Origin of the sequence: Pseudomonas sp. B329 (genome assembly GCF_023127835.1) — a bacterium.
GTDB lineage: Bacteria > Pseudomonadota > Gammaproteobacteria > Pseudomonadales > Pseudomonadaceae > Aquipseudomonas > Aquipseudomonas synxantha_A.
In genome coordinates, this window is the sequence record NZ_SPKP01000020.1 from 1 (window position 1) to 16,779 (window position 16,779).

Here is a 16,779-nt window from a genome sequence, read left to right on the forward strand (position 1 = left end):
TTCGCGCTTTTCGAAAGTGACCCGCTGTAAAAGCGGAACCAATAGCAGCCGTGACTCAAATAACGGATATGTACTCGGTCAAAGTCCAGCATCCTGGTCGGCTCTTAGGCCGCCATCGGGGCAAGCCCCCCTCCCACAGGTCCGGCGTCACACCAAAGGTGTGTAGACACCCATGCCCCGATAGCGACAAACCAGTCCACGCTTTGTTGACTGACACGCCCCGGACGGGGCGTGTCTTTTTTGTAGGAGCGAGCTTGCTCGCGAAAGACGCCCAAGCGCCGCGTCCGTCCAGATTATCCGCATCATCGTTGACGTTTTTCGCGAGCAAGCTCGCTCCTACGTTCTCATAGCCCGCCGTATACGCATCCACTCTCGATAAGCCGCAGTCCGCTGCGCATCCGCAAGCTTCTTCGCCTCGGTGAAGCGCGCCCAGGTCGTTGCATCGCCACTGTAGTGTTCGATGATGTTATACGCCTGCGCATCCAGTCGATCCGCTTCGAAAAACATCTGGGTGTTCTGCGCAATCTCCTCATCCCACCTTTGACTGATTGTGTAATCCAGCACCTGACTGTTCATTGTGTGACACCCTCCGCCCACTGAATTTCTTCCGCCCCGCACCAGCGCACATCGGTAATGCCGTATTTTTCCGCCATCGGCTTGGACACGCGCTTGAGGTTGTTTTGACCGAACCTGGGGATGACCGCCACGCCGGCATCGCAACTGGCCCAGTGCCATGCTTCAGCATTGTTCATGCGTGCCGTACGCACGATAAAGGACCTCGGCTCGCCGTGAAGTTGATACTTGATGGTAAATAGCTCGTTGGTTTTCATGAGGCCTCCCTATGCTCATGAACTACAGATAATTGACGTCAAAAAAAATTCAAAGAACTTGTCGGGCAATTCGATGGCGGGCTGTCAGCGCTGTGGCAGTCAGTCATCCACGGTAAACGCTACCCACCCGGCTCCGTCAGCGGGCCGCTCTATCTGGGCGATTACACCGCCGACGGAGGTACCGTCTGGCAAGTTCACCATGACGAAATTGGGATGGCCGGGCCACTGCAGTGGAGTGTCAAAGTCCAGGCGAACCAGGGTTGGTTTACCACTACCTGTCAGATTTACGTCAACGTGTTCGTTGAGGCGTTCATCTGCTTGGGTTCCGAGGTGACGCGAAGCCGTGATGATGCTGGCGGGGCCTTGATAATCGTAAGACATGTTGCAATACCTCATGCAAAGGGCGGCGAATGCAGCCGTGTTCTTGTGTGGCAAGCGCGGGTCAATGATTGTTCAATCCAGATGACCCGGCGGCGCCGTCAGTGCCGGTGAGGCGTTGCGGTAGGGTCGTCGATCTGGATGATCGTGCCGTGGCGCCAGGCATCCGCCCCGGGTGCAATGGCCGGTGGGGCTATATCGGCGCGAGAGTGCTTCTTCTCGGTGCTGTCGATACCCAGGCGTTGATCGCGCTCGGCGACCATCCTTGGATCAGCCTGGCCGTCAGCGGTAAACCCCATCATCAGTTGAGGCACACCCAATGGCAGGCGCTTGTGCAGGTCGGTATGCCAGGTGTGCCAGGTCTTGCCGTAGGTGTGCACCAGCTTTTCCATCAGCGCGTGCTCGGCCACCGCGGGAATGCCGGGCGCGACCAGCTGGCCGGACTTCACCTCATGCACATGGCTGTGCCACAAGGCTTTCTCCGGTGCCGGCAGGCTGTTGAACAACTGCTCGCTGATGATGTATTCCACGCCCATCAACTTGGCGTCCTTGCGGTTGCCGTCGTAAATCACGCACTGGATCACCTCCTCATTGAGGATGGCGCAGTAGTGGTGCGCTTCCATCTGCACGTCGGGGTGGCCGTTGTAGAAGTGAAAGCCGTCCAGGTAGGCATTGAGCGCGTCGATGGGCGGACGTGACTGCAGCAGGGCGGCACCGGTATCGAGTGCTCGCGTGCCTGGCGATTTGGCATCACCCGGCGCCACCACGTTTGAGGCTGAGTCGTTGCCCGCGCACGCTGTCAACGAGGCGACGCAAATTGCCAGGCACAGCGATGGCAGTGCAGGTTGCAGGCGGTGAATGTTCATCGGGGATTCCCTCCATGGGCAGTTGTCGAGAACATCTAGAAAGCCTGCCGAGGAGGGTGTTCAACCGGATAGGGGGGGCGCATGGTTTGCGACGATTTGTGGAACAAGCGTTCAGCGTACCGGGTCATTTTTCATAAGCGTGCAGTTCGGTGCAAATAGCAGTCGCCACCACCGGTTTGCTGGGGCCTGACGGCAAGGACGGCATTCCGGCCGGGACCATCTGTAGCGAGTCCCTAGCCCTGGAGTTTGATGGTCACCAGCAGTTCATTGGCGTTGTTCTTGCCGGCATCAACGACAACGCCGTGATAGGTGCGGCCTTCGGTTTTGATCTGAACCGTATGGGCCTTCAATAGTTGTTCCGGCCACGGCGGCAGGATTTGCAGCGACACGCCCGCACCCGCTTCCATGACCTTCGCCATGCACTCGCAAGACAGGGGGTTCACTCCGAGCAGCGTGTCTTGAAGGTAGTCGATTTTGACGCGTTGCAAGGGGGTAGCAGCACCAGCGTGCATGGCAAGCCTCGTTGTTTTTTGCGTTTACTCCACGGAGGAGAGGCGGGACGATTGTCGCGAAACTACCATGTCTTCCAGGATTTCCCGAACGAGCCGATTGATCCCTGGCTCGCCGTGATACTGGGCACGGTTGATGTTGGCGATGGTGAACTGGTTGGCATCGGGCGCGAGCACCGTCACCGACAGGCTGTTATCCGGATTGATCGTGCAGGAGACACGGCAGTTGCACAGCCGCCTCGCAAGCGCGCGCTGGATTTGCGCTTTGGTCAACGTGTCCACGGGGTCACCGGATAGCAGGCCTTAACGGATCAAGGGTAGCTCAAATTGGTCGTGCGTAAAGGCTAGCGAGTTGATGGCAAGCCACTCGTCAGGGCCTCCCTCTATTTTTTGAACCCATACCTCCTGCGTCAGCCATATTTGATATGGCTGACGCTTAGCCTTATCCATCCGTTAAAGGTAAAACCTCATGAAGAAGCTCTATATGTGCCTGGGCCTTTGCAGTGCATTCATGCTCCACGGCTGTTTCGACAGTTCCGATAACACCACCAAAGACAATACCAGCGGCAGCAAGTCTTCCGTACAGATGCAGGAAGGCAAGGCGGACCAAAGCAAGTAAAAGAGCACCTGAGATTGTTTAATCTCCCAGCAGCGTCGAAACGAAAGTGTTGTGAAAGACTCCCTGCGGGTCGCATACCTTGCGAAAAGCGTTGAAGGCGTCGGTTCTCTCACTTCGGCGCTGTGCGAGGTTCTTCAAGAAGGCCGGATTGAACGGGGCAGAGGACGTCTGTGAGGGTTGGTCGGGATCATAGAAGCCGAACATTTTGCCGGTGTGGGGCATCCCTCCCAGGTCAACCCAGGCTCTTTCGATCTCTGCAAAAAAGTCCAGCAGGCGACCCGGGTAGTCAGATGCTGCGACGGCAGGCACGTACCCGATAAGGTCAAGGTTTACAAAAGTGGCATTGGGGGTTTGCGTGTACGTCCCGGCCAAGGCCGTGTCGCCGCCACGGACAAAGCGGAACTCCAGCGGGGCAACGACCAGGAAGTCGGAGGAGCCCTTGATACGTGTTTTAACCGCATCGAGCCCTTGCCAGGCTTTACTCAGGCCACTGTCATCCAGCGCCGGTAGCTCGATAAAGTAAGACATGAAAATGACGCGCGATGCCTTGGTCAGCCACAAGTCAGAGTAGACCGACGCGGCTTCATCGAAGAGCGTTTCGATCGTGAGGAACCCTGCATCAATGATCGCACTTGCGATTGTTGTGTTACCGCCATACTGAGCGGCGATAAGGGGAGGCTCGACGATAGGTTCAAACGGTATCAGATAGGGCGAGCCGAACACGTTTTCTCCCGCGAGGGCGCACGCATTGGGCACGTTTTTTTTCAGGTTCGGGATCTGTGTCGCAGGAGCTGCAACCACGTCCCACCACAAGGCCAGGAAGTTGTCGGTGTAGGGGTTGAGAAAGGACTCGACGCGGTCATGATCTGTGAGCAGCGCTTTGAACCTGGCGATGAATGCTTGCTCGTTGTCACAGACAATGTTCTTTTCTTTGCCTGAGTTCAGTGTCGTGGCCCACGGACGTGGCAACACTTCAAGGGTGACGGCTGTGACGATTCCCAGTGCACCCAGAGAGACGCGTGTGAACTGCAGAGGCGACCATCCATCGACTGCAGGCGTCTGAGCATCAATGGTACGCACTTGACCGTCCGGCCCCATGAGGGTGAACGCCGAGGCGGTTTCCGCAAAAATCGGTGCACTGATGGTGGCGCCATGGACATCGACGGCGGTCATCCCGCCAAGGCTGAAGAAGCCGCCGGCGGTCGCGGTCTGTAGCATCATGTTATGGGCGGTGAGGAAGGCATCCAGCTCATCCTCGCGAACGCCAGTGTTCACGGTGATCGTATTTTCCCTGGCGTTGAGCACAATCGACTGATCCCCGTGGGCACCCAAGTCTGCATAACAGGACAGGTCGATGAGCCAGCGGAGGGGGGTTGGGGCGATGCGATTGTCTTCGGCAACCAAGGCCGGCTGTGCATGTCGTTGGCCCGATACGCGTACTGTCGCGCCTGCCACGCCGGCCTGGCGAACGATGTCTTGAAGCTCTGCGAGGTGGGTTGGGGAGAAGTAGTATTGACCATCGATTTCCAGGGTGTCGACGATGTTCTGAGCCCAGTTTTTCCACGGTAGCGGCTGAACCCTGAAACTCAGGGTCGTGCCCGTTACTTCATAGGCGGCCAGCCTGCCGTTGTTGGCCGGCTGGACTAAAGGTTCTCCTTGATTCTGGATGCCAGCGACGGCGGACACATAAGGTGCGACGCCAATTGCATCCGCGGGAATACCGAGCAATGCAAGTGAAGGGCTGACCTTGTACAAACCATTTTCGAAGTTGCCACTGTTCCATTCGGAGGTATGCCATTGGCCTGTCGAATCCAGCCACTGGATTGAGAAGTTCATGACAAAAAGGCCGTTATTAAGGCAACCAATGCGCTCGACTTGTTTCATTTTGGTTTCCTGTTACGTGATTTTTAACGTCAGACGGGTTGAATGTGCAATCGGGGAAGCCGGCGCCAACTTCTAACGGCAAGTCACGAAAAGTTGGTTCCGGGTATTCCGTCGTAAAGAGCTTGTTTTATTCGATCAAGTTAATTGCAAAACCAATGAGGGTTGTTCCTACTGCATCATAAGTTGCTATCTGGCCGTTGGCGGCAAACCCCACAAACGGCGTGCCTTGACCTGATGACCCAGCCAGTGCATGCCCATATACCGTGACAGCCAGCGCGTCGGAGGGTACGCCGATCGTTTCCAGATTCGGTGTAGTCCGAGATTGCGCCACCGGGTAGTCACCGCTGCCCCATTGCGACGTATACCACTTGCCGTCGCTCTGGAGCCATTGGACTTTAAAGTTAAATACGTAGCCGCCTTTGTTATTGACGGTGATTTTTTGAACTTGTCTCATAGTTATCTCCGGCTATAGCAATGATGTGAGATGAGCACGTTTGACCTCTGTCTCTTGGCGACAGAGTGTTTTTTACTGCATAACTTGATTGCACTGCTCGGAGGCGATGGTGAACGCAGAAATCAAACAGGTCGCCTCGCGCCCCGTTTACTGATTACTGTCAAGTGAGTGAGCGGCTTAACGCCCACAGACCTACATCATTTATAAGACTAAAAGTGTTGTTTATGAGTGCCAACACGAGGTTGGTGGGCATCATGATGATATTGGGCGGGGATAGCCTCCTTGGCTGCAGGGTTGAGTCCTTTCTGATACTGAGGTGAGGTTAGTCGCGGTGCGGATGACCTGCCAGGCTGAGTAGAAAACTATTTAGCTATAAGCCCAATATCGGAAATAGCCGTCGCGGTAACTGTTCTCTTCGGTAATGCAGCGCCTCGGTCCGTCAATGGCCCGAGGCGTTGCACGCTTTCCCTCAGCGCATATGCAGGATGATCGGGCTGCTGCTCGCAGGGTCAGTATGCCCGCGCAACTTGCTCACCGCCTTCGCCTCGACCGCGCCACCGTTGTTGCCCCAGGTGCCACGCACGTAGCTCAGCACGTCGGCGATTTCCTGGTCGGACAGCTGCTCACGAAACGCCGGCATCCGGTAGGCGTCCGGCATCCCCGCCGCCACCACGCGCTGCGAGCCGTTGAGGGTGATGTTGATCGCCGAGGCGTTTTCCTTGGCCAGTGCCGACGTGGCGCCGGCCAGGGGCGGCATCCATTCGGGCTGGCCTTTGCCGTCGAGGCCGTGGCAGGAGGCGCAGCGGGTCGCATAAGTGTGGGCGCCGGGCGCATCCTGGTTTGCTGTCACCGCCTGATACTGCCAGGGGCTGCCATCACGCTGCGGGTCACCGGGCAGTGATTTGAGATAGCGGGCGATAGCGGCCAGGTCCTCGTCCTGCATGAACTGCGTGGAGTTGTTGAAGGCTTCGGTCATTGAGCCGTAGACCACGGCATGGGCATTGCGCCCCGTCTTGAGGAACTGCACGATCTGCGCTTCGCTCCAGCGGCCCAGCCCGGTGTTGGGGTCCTGGCGCAGGCTGGGTGCGTACCAGCCGTCAAGCAGCGCTCCAGCGAGGAACGGCGCGCCGGATTCGTCCAGGGCTTTCTCGTTGAAGGCCAGGCCACGCGGTGTGTGGCAACTGCCGCAGTGGCCTGGGCCCTGGACAATGTAGGCGCCACGGTTCCACAGCGCGTCCTGGTCGGGCTTGGCGGCGTAAGTGGCGGTGGGCGCAAACACGCCATTCCACAGGGCGATGGGCCAGCGCAGGTTGAGCGGCCAGGGTATATCGCTGGGGATGTTCGGCTGGTTGGCCGGTTGCACGCCCTTCATAAAAAACGCATACAGCGCTTTCACATCGTCGTCGCTGAGCTTGACGTAAGACGGGTAGGGCATGGCCGGGTACAGCCGGCGGCCGCCCGGTGCGACACCCTGGCGTACGGCGCGATCGAAGTCGGCCAGGCTGTAGGTGCCGATGCCATGCTCGCGGTCGGGGGTGATGTTGGTGGCGTGGATCGCCCCCAGGGGCGTGGCCATTTCCAGGCCACCGGCGAAGGGCTGCTTGCCGGCCAGGCTGTGGCAAGCCACACAGTCACTCACCCGCGCGACGTATTCGCCGCGACTGACCAATGCAGGGTCGAAACTGGTGGCCTGTTGTTGTTCAAACGGCGAGGCGGGCTCGCGGGTGACGTACCAGGCCAGCAGGCCTGCGGCGACCAGGCAGGGCAGCGCCAGCCAGCCTGCGGTTCTTGCGAATCGGCGGTTGTTCATGGGCGTTCCCTGTGGGTTAACTGAAGGTGTGGCGGCTCAACGGCAAGCTGCGGATGCGCTGGCCGGTCAACTGTGCCACCGCATTGATTACCGCTGGTGCCACGGCGGGCAATGGCGGTTCACCGATGCCTCCCATCTTTTCGCCGCTCTCGACGATCTTCACGTGGACCTGCGCCATACGCGAGGGCGGCAGGATCGGATACAGGTCGTAGTTACGCGCCCGTGGCATACCGTCCACGTACACCGCTTCCTCCAGCAACGTTTGCGAGAGCCCCAGGGCTACCGCGCCGCTGACCTGGGCTTGAATGATCGCCGGGTTGACGATGCTGCCCGGGTCGATGGCCTCCCAGATATGGTGAACCTTGACCTGGCCGTTCTCGATCGACACTTCGGCGACTACCGCCGCGTGAGAGCCAAAGGGCGAAGCCATGGCCACCCCGCGTGCACGGCGCGTGCCGTCTTCGGCGGTGTAGGGGCCACGCTTCCAGCCACCGGACAGCTCGCCCACCGCTTGCAGCAAGGTGGTCAGCCGCGGGTTGTCGCGCAGCAGGTGCAGGCGCAACTCATACGGGTCGTGGCCGCCCTTGTCCGCCAGCTCATCCAGGAATGATTCGTAGAAAAAATCGTTAAGGGAATTACCCACTGAACGCCAGTAGCCGAGCATGGGCGCGCCCTTGACGTAGATCTGCGCAATACGCTTGTTGGGGATCGCATAACTCTTGCCCGACAGGCCTTCCAGGGCGGTGGGGTCGATCTGCTCGCCCTGTTTGCCACTGAGGGCTTCAGTAGGGCCTTCGGTGGCACTCACCGCTTCGATGGCTACCGGCAGGCCCTTGTCGTCCAGTGCGGCACGAAACTTCACCACGGCGAGCGGGCGCAACACATCGCGCAGGAACTCTTCTTCACGGCTCCAGATCAGCTTGATCGGGCGGCCGACGGCCTTGGCCAGCGCGATAGCCTGTGGGTACGGATTAGCCGAGTCATACAGGAAATGCCGACCAAAAAAGCCCCCCAGCAGCGGGGAGTGCAGGGTGATTTGCTCGGTGGCGAGGCCGGTGCGCTTGGCAATGTCGGCGCGGAACATATCCGGCGCCTGGTTGGGCAGCCACACCTCAAGCGTGCCGTCGGGGTTGAAGCGGGCCAAGGCTGAAGGCGGCTCCAGCTGGGCATGGTTGAGGTATTGGTTATGGTAGGTGGCTTCGACCCGAGTCTTGGCGCCAGCCAGGGCGCCGGCGACATCGCCCTGGTTTTCGTCATCGCGGGCCGGGCCCTGCTGGGCGGCGAGGAAGTCGAGGTATTTGTCGCTGGAAAAATCCGCCGGCATCGCCCGTACGGTCGAGTCGGCAGAAGCTTCCTGCCATTCAACCTGGATGGCCTCCACCGCACGCTTGGCGTGCCACCAGCGTTCGGCCACCACCGCCACGGCGCCTGGCAAGGTATGAACCGAATGCACCCCCGGCATGACCTCGACCTGGGCCTGGTTGCGCAGGCTGCCCACGCTCATGCCCAGGCGCGGCGCGTGCTGGACGGCGGCGTGGAGCATGTTGTCGAGTTTAAGGTCGATGGTGTAAAGCGCCTTGCCGGTGGATTTGTCATAGGCATCCAGGCGTTTGACCGGCTTGCCGATCCAACGGAACTGGCTAGGGTCGCGCAGGGTGATGGTAGCGGGGTCGGGCACCGGCATATCGAGGGCACGACCGGCCAGTTCACCGTAGCCCACGGAGCGGCCGGAAGCGGCGTGTACCACGCGGCCAGGCTGGGTGGTCAGCTCGCTGAGCGGCACGCGCAGTTGCTCGGCGCCGGCCTGCATCAGCATGGCGCGGGCGAGGGCGCCGAGGCGGCGCATGGTCGGGTAGCTCATGCGCACCGACATGCTGCCGCCGGTGATGCGCAGGCCGTTTTCCATTACCACGTAGGCTTCACCCGGGGGGGCGGCTTCGACGATGAAGGTGGCGGGGTCGGCATCCAACTCTTCGCCGATGATCTGTGCCATGGCGGTGTGGGTGCCCTGGCCGCCTTCCATGAAGGGGCTGAGCAGGCGCACGCTACCGTCCGGGCGAATTTCCAGGAACGCCGGCACTTGGGTGCCGCGTTCAGCAGCGCCGGTGGCGGCCTGCACCCGCGACGAGCCCAGGGGCAAGCCAAAGCCGATGACCAGCGCACCTACGGCGGTACTGGCGAGAAAGCGCCGACGCGACAGGTTGATCGGCTCGTCCAATTTAACGCCGGGCAGGATCTCGGACATATTCATCAGGCGGTCTCCTTCCCGGCGGCCAGGCCATCCATGGCAGCATGGATGGCGTTGTAAGTGCCGCAGCGGCACAGGTTGACCATTGCCGCATCGATCTGCGCTTGCGACGGAGCGGGGGTGTGCTTGAGCAGCGCGGTGGCCGCCATCACTTGCCCGGACTGGCAGTAGCCGCACTGCGCCACCTGGTGCTCGACCCAGGCAGAGACCACGCGTTTGCCCACCTCGTCGGCCTCGATGGCTTCGATGGTGGTGATCTCGCGACCGACCACCCCGGCTACCGGCGTCACGCACGAGCGCACCACATTGCCGTCCACCAGCACCGAACAGGCGCCGCACTGGGCCAGGCCGCAGCCGTACTTGGTGCCGGTCAGGCCCAGGTTGTCGCGGATCACCCACAACAACGGCGTGTCTGCCTCGGCCTCGACTTGATAGGCCTTTTGGTTAATACGTAATTCCATGGCTGGCTCACCTGCTGATCATCGGTTGGTGCTGCAAAATTCTTATAGGAACGGTGCGACTGTACGTCGCCCATCGTCAAACTCTAGACCACCGCGCAACAGCTATCTATGCAATCGACTTCAAGTTCAGAGGATCAGGCAAGAATTCAACAGGATTGGGTCACTGTCCTCTGTAGGAGCGAGCCTTCATCAGCTGCCAGTGAATTGAAACCCGCCTGACAGTTTTTCCTTCAAATACCCCACCAGCACCGTCACGGACCTGGGCACATGGGGCGAGTAGGGCCGAATCAGATAAATTTCATCGGCAAACGCGCCCTTGAGCGTCCAGCCCTTCAACACCTGCACCAGCTTGCCGCTGGCCAGGGCGGCATGGGCGCTGAAGTCCGGCAGCAAGGCAACGCCCAAGTGATTGAGCGCCGCGTCGCGCAAGGCCTCGCTGTTGTTGGTTGAAAAGCTGCCGGCGATGGGCACGGTGATGCGCTCGATATTTTTGCTGCCGCGTTCGAAGGTCCAGGCCGGCTGGTCGCTGCCCCGTGGGTAGTAAAGGCAGTTGTGGGCGCCCAGGTCTGCCGGGGTTCGCGGTTCACCGTGGCGTTGCAGGTAGTCCCGGGTCGCCACCAGCACCGAGGTGGTATCGCACAGCTTCCACGCCACATGCGTCTCCGGCACCTGGAAACCGTGGCGCACCGCCAGGTCGTAGCCTTCGGCCGCCAGTGAGCTCAAGGCGTCGGACACGTCTAGCTGGATGCGCACTTGCGGGTACTGCTGCAAAAAGCCGGAAAGGTGCGGCACCAGTTGTTGCCGGGCAAACGCCACGGGGGCGGTCAGGCGCACCAGGCCGCGAATTTCGCCGACGGAGTCGCGCACCGACGAGAAGCTGCGGGCAATCTGCGCATAGGCACTGCGCACTTCGCGGGTCAAAGACAGCCCGGCTTCGGTCAATCGCACGCTGCGGGTGGTGCGGGTCACCAGGCGCGTACCGGTGGCTTTCTCCAGATCGGAGATGCGCTGGCTGACCGCCGATTTGCTCACCCCCAACCGTGCCGCGGCGGCGGTGTAGGTGCCTTGTTCTTCCAGCACCGACAGCCAGTGGATATGGGTCCACAGCCCTTCGATCTCAGCCTTTTCCATGAGTGTATTGTTCGCATAAAAGGACAATAAGTTCTGGATTCTGCTCTGGTTTGGAACAAATCAAAAGCCTATCGTGTGTCCCAACGCTACCCACCTGGGATCCATTGCCATGACCACGACCATTGAGCACTACATCAACGACCAGCGCGTGAGCCGCGATGATCGCTATCAGGACGTCTACAACCCGGCCACCGGTGACGTCACCGCGCGCGTGGCCCTGGCCAGCCGCCAGACCGTAGGCGAAGCCGTCGCTGCCGCCCAGACTGCATTCGCCGGCTGGGCCGACACCCCGCCGATCCGCCGCGCCCGCGTGTTGTTTGAATACCTGCACCTGCTGCGTGAGCGCAAGGATGACTTGGCGCGCATCATTGTCGCCGAGCACGGCAAGGTCTTCACCGACGCCCAGGGCGAAGTCGACCGTGGCATCGACATTCTCGAATTTGCCTGCGGCATTCCCAACCTGCTCAAGGGCGAGCATTCCGACCAGGTCTCCCGTGGCATGGACAACTGGACCATGCGCCAGCCGCTGGGCGTGGTGGCCGGCGTGACGCCATTCAACTTCCCGGTGATGGTGCCGATGTGGATGTACCCGATCGCCATCGCGGCGGGCAACACCTTCATCCTCAAGCCAAGCCCCACCGACCCGAGCGCTTCGTTGTTCATGGCCGAGCTGCTGCGTGAAGCGGGCTTGCCCAAAGGCGTGTTCAACGTGGTGCAGGGCGACAAGGAATCGGTGGATGCGCTGATCGAACACCCGGACGTCAAGGCCGTGAGCTTTGTCGGTTCTACGCCGATTGCCCAGTACATCTATGAGAGCGGCGCCCGCAACGGCAAGCGCGTACAAGGCCTGGGCGGGGCGAAAAACCACATGGTGGTGATGCCCGACGCCGATATCGAGCGCACCGTCGATGCACTGATGGGCGCTGCCTACGGTAGCGCCGGCGAGCGCTGCATGGCCATTTCGGTGGCGGTGCTGGTGGGGGATGTGGGGGATAAGGTCATCGCCGCCTTGAGCGAGCGCGCCAAGACGCTGCGCATCACTGATGGCCGCGACTTAAAAGCCGAGATGGGCCCGATCGTGTCGCGGGCCGCCCTGGAGCGCATCAGCGGCTATATCGAGCAAGGTGTACAGGCCGGCGCGCAATTGCTACTCGACGGTCGTGACTACGTGCCCACCGAACCCGGCCTGGAAAACGGCTTCTGGCTTGGCGCCACGCTGTTCGACCACGTGACCCAAGACATGAGCATCTACCGCGAAGAAATCTTCGGCCCGGTGCTGGCCTGCGTGCGCGTCAACGATTTCGCCGAAGCGGTGAAGCTGGTCAACGACCACGAGTTTGGCAACGGCGTCAGCTGCTTCACCCGCGACGGCAACATCGCCCGCGAATTCGCCCGGCGCATTGAAGTGGGCATGGTTGGCATCAACGTGCCGATCCCTGTACCGATGGCCTGGCATGGTTTTGGCGGCTGGAAGAAGAGCCTGTTTGGCGACATGCATGCCTACGGCACTGAGGGGGTGCGTTTCTACACCAAGCAGAAGTCGATCATGCAGCGTTGGTCAGAGAGTATTGAACAGGGCGCGGAGTTTGCGATGCCGGTGTCGAAGTAAGGTCTCACGAGCACTGTAAGTCCAAGTGTGGGAGGGGGCTTGCTCCCGATAGCAGAGTGTCAGTCAGTCTCTATGTGACTGAAACACCGCTATCGGGAGCAAGCCCCCTCCCACATTTCGTACGCGTTTGTTCTGAATTGACGCGATGAGCATAAAAGTCCAGTATGGAATTATAAGTACAAAACAGCTGCTGTCCGTTTTTCTTCACTCTTGCCAAACCAACAACAACCCGCGAGAACCCGATCATGAAGAAACGCCACCTTATTCCCGCCCTGGCCCTGAGTCTGTTCGCTGCCAGCCACCTGCTGGCCGCCGAGAAAACCCTGCGCATCGGCATCGAGGCCGCTTACCCACCGTTTGCGTCCAAGACCGGCGACGGCAAGATCGTCGGCTTCGACTACGACATCGGCAACGCCCTGTGCGCGCAAATGAAGGTCAAGTGCGTGTGGGTTGAAGGTGAGTTCGATGGTTTGATCCCGTCCCTCAAGGTCAAGAAAATCGACCTGGCGCTGTCGTCCATGACCATCAACGAGGACCGCAAGAAGTCGGTGGATTTCACCCACAAATACTACTTCACCTCCTCACGCCTGGTGATGAAGGACGGCGCAGTGGTGGATGACCAGTACGCCAGCCTCAAGGGCAAGAACGTCGGCGTACAGCGCGCCACCACCACCGACCGTTATGCCACCGAGGTGTTCGAACCCAAGGGCATCAACGTCAAGCGCTACAGCAATAACGAAGAAATCTACATGGACCTGGCCGCGGGGCGCCTGGACGCGATTTTTGCTGACACCATCCCCTTGAGTGACTTCCTCTCGATGCCACGCGGCCAGGGTTACGCGTTTGTGGGGCCGGAACTCAAGGATCCGAAATACGTGGGCGAGGGTGCGGGGATTGCGGTGCGCAAGGGCAATGGCGAGTTGGTCAGCGAATTGAACGCGGCCATCGACGGCATTCGTGCCAGTGGTGAATACCAGAAGATTTCACAGCAGTACTTCAAGGCCGATATCTACGGCGACTGATCCCGGGAAATACGCGGTCAATGTGGGAGCTGTCGAGCTCCCACAGGGGGGCGGCGCTGTCTTCGGAAAGGGCTCAACCCTTGAGTTCCTTCAAATGCTTGTAGACCGTCGCCCGCCCCATGCCCAGTACGTTGGCGACATAGTTGGACGCGCTCTTGCCCTTGAACGCGCCTTCGGCGTGTAACGCCAACACCAGTTCACGTTTGTGGTCGCGGGTCAGCAGGTTCAGGCTCAACTGACGCTCACGCAGCCAGCCATGCAGAAAGGTGTTGATGCGCTCCTGCCAATCATCGCGAAACAGCGCGTCCGGCTGGGCGATCAGCTTGCTCGGCGACAGGAATAGGTCCAGCGCGGCCTTGGCGTTTTCCAGCAGTGAGATATTCAGGTTGATGCACAGCACGGCCAGCCGGCGTCCGTTGTGGTCGTGCAGCACGGTGCTCAGGCTGCGGATTTTCTGACCGTCCCAGTTAAGCTTCTCATAAGGGCCGATATTCACTTCGCTGACGTCGCCGTCGAGCATGTCCTCCAGCGACGAGTCGTCACCCAGGCTGCGTTTGGACAGATTGTTGGCGATGTAGTCGACGGTTTGCGTGCGCAGGTCATGCAGGACCACCTCCGCATGGGGAAAGAACAGCGTGGCGATCGCATCGGCAATCGCACGAAAGTTCTGCATGACGTTGTCGTGTTCAGCGGTGTTCATCAAAGGGGCTCCAGGCGGACGGGGGAGAGCATACCAGCGTCCAGCCCGAACTGTACGAGGTGCTCGGGCAGCGGCTCGCCGCGCACCAGTGCAGCGCTGGCCTGGCCCATGGCCGGTGAGGTCTGGATGCCATAACCGCCCTGTGCCGCCACCCAGAACAGCCCCGGTACCTGTGGGTCAAAACCGCTGAGCAAATCCCCATCGGCCACAAAACTGCGCAGGCCGGCCCAGGTGCGCGTCGGGCGGCGGATGGTCAGGGTGGTGGCTTCCTCGATCTGGTAGATGCCCATGGCGATATCCAGCTCTTCGGGTTGCACGTCCTGGGCCTGGACCGGGTCGGCGTTGGCCGGCGAGCCGAGGAACATGCCCGCGTCGGGCTTCATGTAGAAGGCTTCGTCAAGGGCCACCAGCATCGGCCAGTCATGGGCATCGACGCCGTCCGGGCCGGCGAAGATAAATGCGGAGCGACGTTTGGGTTGCAAACCGATGGAGGCCGCGCCTGCCAGGCCGCCGATATGGTCGGCCCAGGCGCCGGCAGCATTGATGATGACCGGCGCGGTGAAGGTCCCATCCTGGGTACGCACGTGCCACAGGCCGTCGATGTCGCTGCTCAAGCCCAGCACATGGCTGTCGGTGCGCACCTGGCCATTGTTGCGACGGATGCCGCGCAGGTAACCCTGGTGCAGGGCGTCGGTATCGATGTCGCACGCCGTTGGGTCATAGATTGCGCCGTGGACTTTTTCCCGGCGCAGGATCGGCAAGCGTTTGCAGGCCTCGTCGGCGCTCAAGCGTTGCACCTGTGCCACGGTGGCTTTGGCGCTCAGGTATTGACTATCGAGTTCGGCCGGGTCGCCGGTGAAATCGACGGTCATTTCGCCCCGCGGGGTGAGCAGTGGGTGTTCGCAGAAACCTGCTGGCGGCTGGTCGAAAAACGCCCGGCTGGCCAGGGTCAGCGCGCGCACTTGCGGGGTGCCGTATGCAGCGGTGTAGAGCGCCGCCGAGCGCCCCGTGGAGTGATAGGCCGGATGGTTTTCGCGCTCCAGCACCAGCACCTTGGCGTGCTGCGACAACCAGAAGCCGGTGGACGCGCCGGCAATGCCGCCGCCGATGATGATGAAGTCTGCGTGGTGCATGTGAATCTCCTGATTAGCGCTGGCGTTGGTACAGGGCATTGGCCAATGCAATATCTTCCAGGCCCAGGCCGATAGAGCGGAAAAACACATGGCGCTGAGGGTCCGGGCGCTGCGCCATATCGCTGAGCAGTTCGGGCAGGTCGCCGAGCACCGCACGTTTATCCCAGCCGTGCTGTTCGCTGGCAATCAGCATGTCGCCCGCCGCATCCGGGGTGGTCTGGCGATAATCGCAGTACACCTGCATCTGTTCCAGGCACGCCGGAGGCACTTCGTGGGCACGCGGCGCGTTGGTACTGATGGAGGTGATCAGCGCGGGCTTGCTCAGGCGCATCGGGTCGATCACAGGGCCTGCCGATGAGGTGCAGAGCAGAATCACATCGGCATCTTGCAGCGCGGCATCGCAGCTGGCGGCGAGGCTCAGGCGCGGGTCCAGCGCGTTGAGTTGCGCGCGCGTTTCGGCGCTGGCACTGCCAAGGCTTGGGGAATACAGGCGGATGTGCTGCCAGTCACGCAGGTTTTGCACATAGCGCAGGTGTGCCTGGGCGACCTTGCCGCTGCCGATAATCGCCAGGCGCTGCGCCGACAGCGGCGCCAGCGCGTCGACTGCCAATGCGGTGGTGGCGGCCGTGCGTGCGGTGGTCAATTCAGCGGCATCGCACAACAGCAGCGGCTGGCCGCTGTGCATCGACATCAGCAGGGTCCACGCCGTCACCAGCGGGCCCTGTTCACGCACGATGTAGGGCGAGGTCTTGACGCCATACACGCCATCTTCTGCCAGCACTCCCAGGTAATTGATGAAATCTCCCGCGCCTTGGGGAAACTCCACCCACTGCTGCGCCGGCTGCACCGCCTGCCCGGCGGCGAGCTCGCGAAACAGCTTGCGCAGGATAGCGGGCACGTCGATTTGAGCCAGCAAGGTACGGGCCTGGGCCTGGTCGATGATGAGGGGGGGATTGGACATGGACGCCTCTGAATAAACCTATTTGTCCATTATGGACTTTTAGTTTGCGTTCGCAATAACCCATGGAAAAAATCAGATCAATGTGGGAGGGGCGGTGCGACGATTCGACTTGCCCCCGATGGCGGCGGGTCAGTCACAGATGTGCTTCTGACACTCCCTCATCG

Annotated in this window: 18 protein-coding genes; 3 read left to right on the forward strand and 15 right to left on the reverse strand. The window is 60.7% G+C overall.

Translation table 11 applies throughout. From position 1 onward, the window contains the following. Positions 1–336: 336 nt before the first annotated feature. From E4P00_RS12075 to E4P00_RS12100, 6 genes are all read right to left on the reverse strand, one after another. Entirely contained in the window at positions 337–576 is a 240-nt protein-coding gene (locus E4P00_RS12075; RefSeq protein WP_005787380.1) for a hypothetical protein, read from the reverse strand. Continuing rightward, the gene (locus tag E4P00_RS12080) at positions 573–830 is read right to left on the reverse strand and encodes a DUF6555 family protein (RefSeq protein ID WP_005787382.1); all 258 of its coding nucleotides are present in this window, start codon (positions 828–830) and stop codon (positions 573–575) included. Before E4P00_RS12080 ends, E4P00_RS12075 begins: the two co-directional genes overlap by 4 nt. 99 nt (positions 831–929) lie before the next feature. Beyond that, entirely contained in the window at positions 930–1,211 is a 282-nt protein-coding gene (locus E4P00_RS12085; RefSeq protein WP_248131569.1) for a hypothetical protein, read from the reverse strand. Positions 1,212–1,309: 98 nt separating this feature from the next. After that, entirely contained in the window at positions 1,310–2,074 is a 765-nt protein-coding gene (locus E4P00_RS12090; RefSeq protein WP_216091160.1) for an OBAP family protein, read from the reverse strand. A gap of 233 nt (positions 2,075–2,307) precedes the next feature. Beyond that, positions 2,308–2,586, reverse strand: a complete 279-nt coding sequence (locus E4P00_RS12095) for a hypothetical protein (RefSeq protein WP_078821013.1) — start codon at positions 2,584–2,586, stop codon at positions 2,308–2,310. A 24-nt stretch (positions 2,587–2,610) separates the two neighbouring features. Further along, entirely contained in the window at positions 2,611–2,865 is a 255-nt protein-coding gene (locus E4P00_RS12100) for a hypothetical protein (protein ID WP_005787385.1), read from the reverse strand. Positions 2,866–3,052: 187 nt separating this feature from the next. Between E4P00_RS12100 and E4P00_RS12105 the strand changes: the two genes are divergently transcribed. Next, positions 3,053–3,202: a hypothetical protein gene (locus E4P00_RS12105; protein WP_179119819.1), complete on the forward strand. Its 150-nt coding sequence runs from the start codon at positions 3,053–3,055 to the stop codon at positions 3,200–3,202. An 18-nt stretch (positions 3,203–3,220) separates the two neighbouring features. On the opposite strand, the gene E4P00_RS12110 is transcribed toward E4P00_RS12105, so the two are convergent. The 6 genes from E4P00_RS12110 to E4P00_RS12135 all read right to left on the reverse strand — a co-directional run bounded on the left by E4P00_RS12110 (position 3,221) and on the right by E4P00_RS12135 (position 11,190). Beyond that, positions 3,221–5,086, reverse strand: coding sequence for a D-arabinono-1,4-lactone oxidase (locus E4P00_RS12110; protein WP_248131571.1), 1,866 nt, complete (start codon positions 5,084–5,086; stop codon positions 3,221–3,223). Positions 5,087–5,213: 127 nt separating this feature from the next. Further along, on the reverse strand, positions 5,214–5,540 hold the full coding sequence (locus E4P00_RS12115) for a hypothetical protein (protein WP_078821015.1): 327 nt from the start codon (positions 5,538–5,540) through the stop codon (positions 5,214–5,216). Between the two features lie 469 nt (positions 5,541–6,009). After that, complete coding sequence (locus E4P00_RS12120; RefSeq protein ID WP_248131573.1) at positions 6,010–7,350, reverse strand: cytochrome c; 1,341 nt, start codon at positions 7,348–7,350, stop codon at positions 6,010–6,012. 16 nt (positions 7,351–7,366) lie between these two features. After that, positions 7,367–9,601, reverse strand: a complete 2,235-nt coding sequence (locus tag E4P00_RS12125; RefSeq protein ID WP_248131575.1) for a xanthine dehydrogenase family protein molybdopterin-binding subunit — start codon at positions 9,599–9,601, stop codon at positions 7,367–7,369. Then, a complete protein-coding gene (locus E4P00_RS12130) occupies positions 9,601–10,059 on the reverse strand; it encodes a (2Fe-2S)-binding protein (RefSeq protein ID WP_078821018.1) in 459 nt (152 codons plus the stop codon). The genes E4P00_RS12125 and E4P00_RS12130 overlap by 1 nt, the downstream gene beginning before the upstream one ends. Positions 10,060–10,248: 189 nt before the next feature. Beyond that, positions 10,249–11,190 (reverse strand): LysR family transcriptional regulator, encoded by a 942-nt coding sequence (locus tag E4P00_RS12135; protein ID WP_228309711.1) that lies wholly within the window; start codon positions 11,188–11,190, stop codon positions 10,249–10,251. A 109-nt stretch (positions 11,191–11,299) separates the two neighbouring features. On the opposite strand from E4P00_RS12135, the gene E4P00_RS12140 reads away from it, so the two are divergent. Beyond that, positions 11,300–12,799 (forward strand): CoA-acylating methylmalonate-semialdehyde dehydrogenase, encoded by a 1,500-nt coding sequence (locus tag E4P00_RS12140; protein WP_248131577.1) that lies wholly within the window; start codon positions 11,300–11,302, stop codon positions 12,797–12,799. 245 nt (positions 12,800–13,044) lie between these two features. After that, positions 13,045–13,821, forward strand: coding sequence for an ABC transporter substrate-binding protein (locus E4P00_RS12145; RefSeq protein WP_032876562.1), 777 nt, complete (start codon positions 13,045–13,047; stop codon positions 13,819–13,821). 73 nt (positions 13,822–13,894) lie between these two features. Here the strand turns inward: E4P00_RS12145 and E4P00_RS12150 are convergent, their stop codons facing one another. From E4P00_RS12150 to E4P00_RS12160, 3 genes are read right to left on the reverse strand one after another with little or no spacing between them, the layout of a single operon-like run. Next, complete coding sequence (locus E4P00_RS12150; RefSeq protein WP_005787407.1) at positions 13,895–14,521, reverse strand: PAS domain-containing protein; 627 nt, start codon at positions 14,519–14,521, stop codon at positions 13,895–13,897. After that, the gene (locus E4P00_RS12155; protein WP_248131579.1) at positions 14,521–15,654 is read right to left on the reverse strand and encodes an FAD-binding oxidoreductase; all 1,134 of its coding nucleotides are present in this window, start codon (positions 15,652–15,654) and stop codon (positions 14,521–14,523) included. The genes E4P00_RS12150 and E4P00_RS12155 overlap by 1 nt, the downstream gene beginning before the upstream one ends. 13 nt (positions 15,655–15,667) lie before the next feature. Beyond that, entirely contained in the window at positions 15,668–16,615 is a 948-nt protein-coding gene (locus E4P00_RS12160; protein ID WP_148854114.1) for an ornithine cyclodeaminase family protein, read from the reverse strand. Between the last annotated feature and the right edge of the window lie 164 nt (positions 16,616–16,779).

Coding starts and splice junctions, on each gene's coding strand:
- E4P00_RS12145 (WP_032876562.1), top strand. CDS start 13,045: ATGAAGAAACGCCACCTTATTCCCGCCCTGGCCCTGAGTCTGTTCGCT.
- E4P00_RS12130 (WP_078821018.1), bottom strand. CDS start 10,059: ATGGAATTACGTATTAACCAAAAGGCCTATCAAGTCGAGGCCGAGGCA.
- E4P00_RS12105 (WP_179119819.1), top strand. CDS start 3,053: ATGAAGAAGCTCTATATGTGCCTGGGCCTTTGCAGTGCATTCATGCTC.
- E4P00_RS12115 (WP_078821015.1), bottom strand. CDS start 5,540: ATGAGACAAGTTCAAAAAATCACCGTCAATAACAAAGGCGGCTACGTA.
- E4P00_RS12110 (WP_248131571.1), bottom strand. CDS start 5,086: ATGAAACAAGTCGAGCGCATTGGTTGCCTTAATAACGGCCTTTTTGTC.
- E4P00_RS12095 (WP_078821013.1), bottom strand. CDS start 2,586: ATGCACGCTGGTGCTGCTACCCCCTTGCAACGCGTCAAAATCGACTAC.
- E4P00_RS12155 (WP_248131579.1), bottom strand. CDS start 15,654: ATGCACCACGCAGACTTCATCATCATCGGCGGCGGCATTGCCGGCGCG.
- E4P00_RS12080 (WP_005787382.1), bottom strand. CDS start 830: ATGAAAACCAACGAGCTATTTACCATCAAGTATCAACTTCACGGCGAG.
- E4P00_RS12150 (WP_005787407.1), bottom strand. CDS start 14,521: ATGAACACCGCTGAACACGACAACGTCATGCAGAACTTTCGTGCGATT.
- E4P00_RS12085 (WP_248131569.1), bottom strand. CDS start 1,211: ATGTCTTACGATTATCAAGGCCCCGCCAGCATCATCACGGCTTCGCGT.
- E4P00_RS12120 (WP_248131573.1), bottom strand. CDS start 7,350: ATGAACAACCGCCGATTCGCAAGAACCGCAGGCTGGCTGGCGCTGCCC.
- E4P00_RS12135 (WP_228309711.1), bottom strand. CDS start 11,190: ATGGAAAAGGCTGAGATCGAAGGGCTGTGGACCCATATCCACTGGCTG.
- E4P00_RS12160 (WP_148854114.1), bottom strand. CDS start 16,615: ATGTCCAATCCCCCCCTCATCATCGACCAGGCCCAGGCCCGTACCTTG.
- E4P00_RS12125 (WP_248131575.1), bottom strand. CDS start 9,601: ATGAATATGTCCGAGATCCTGCCCGGCGTTAAATTGGACGAGCCGATC.
- E4P00_RS12075 (WP_005787380.1), bottom strand. CDS start 576: ATGAACAGTCAGGTGCTGGATTACACAATCAGTCAAAGGTGGGATGAG.
- E4P00_RS12090 (WP_216091160.1), bottom strand. CDS start 2,074: ATGAACATTCACCGCCTGCAACCTGCACTGCCATCGCTGTGCCTGGCA.
- E4P00_RS12140 (WP_248131577.1), top strand. CDS start 11,300: ATGACCACGACCATTGAGCACTACATCAACGACCAGCGCGTGAGCCGC.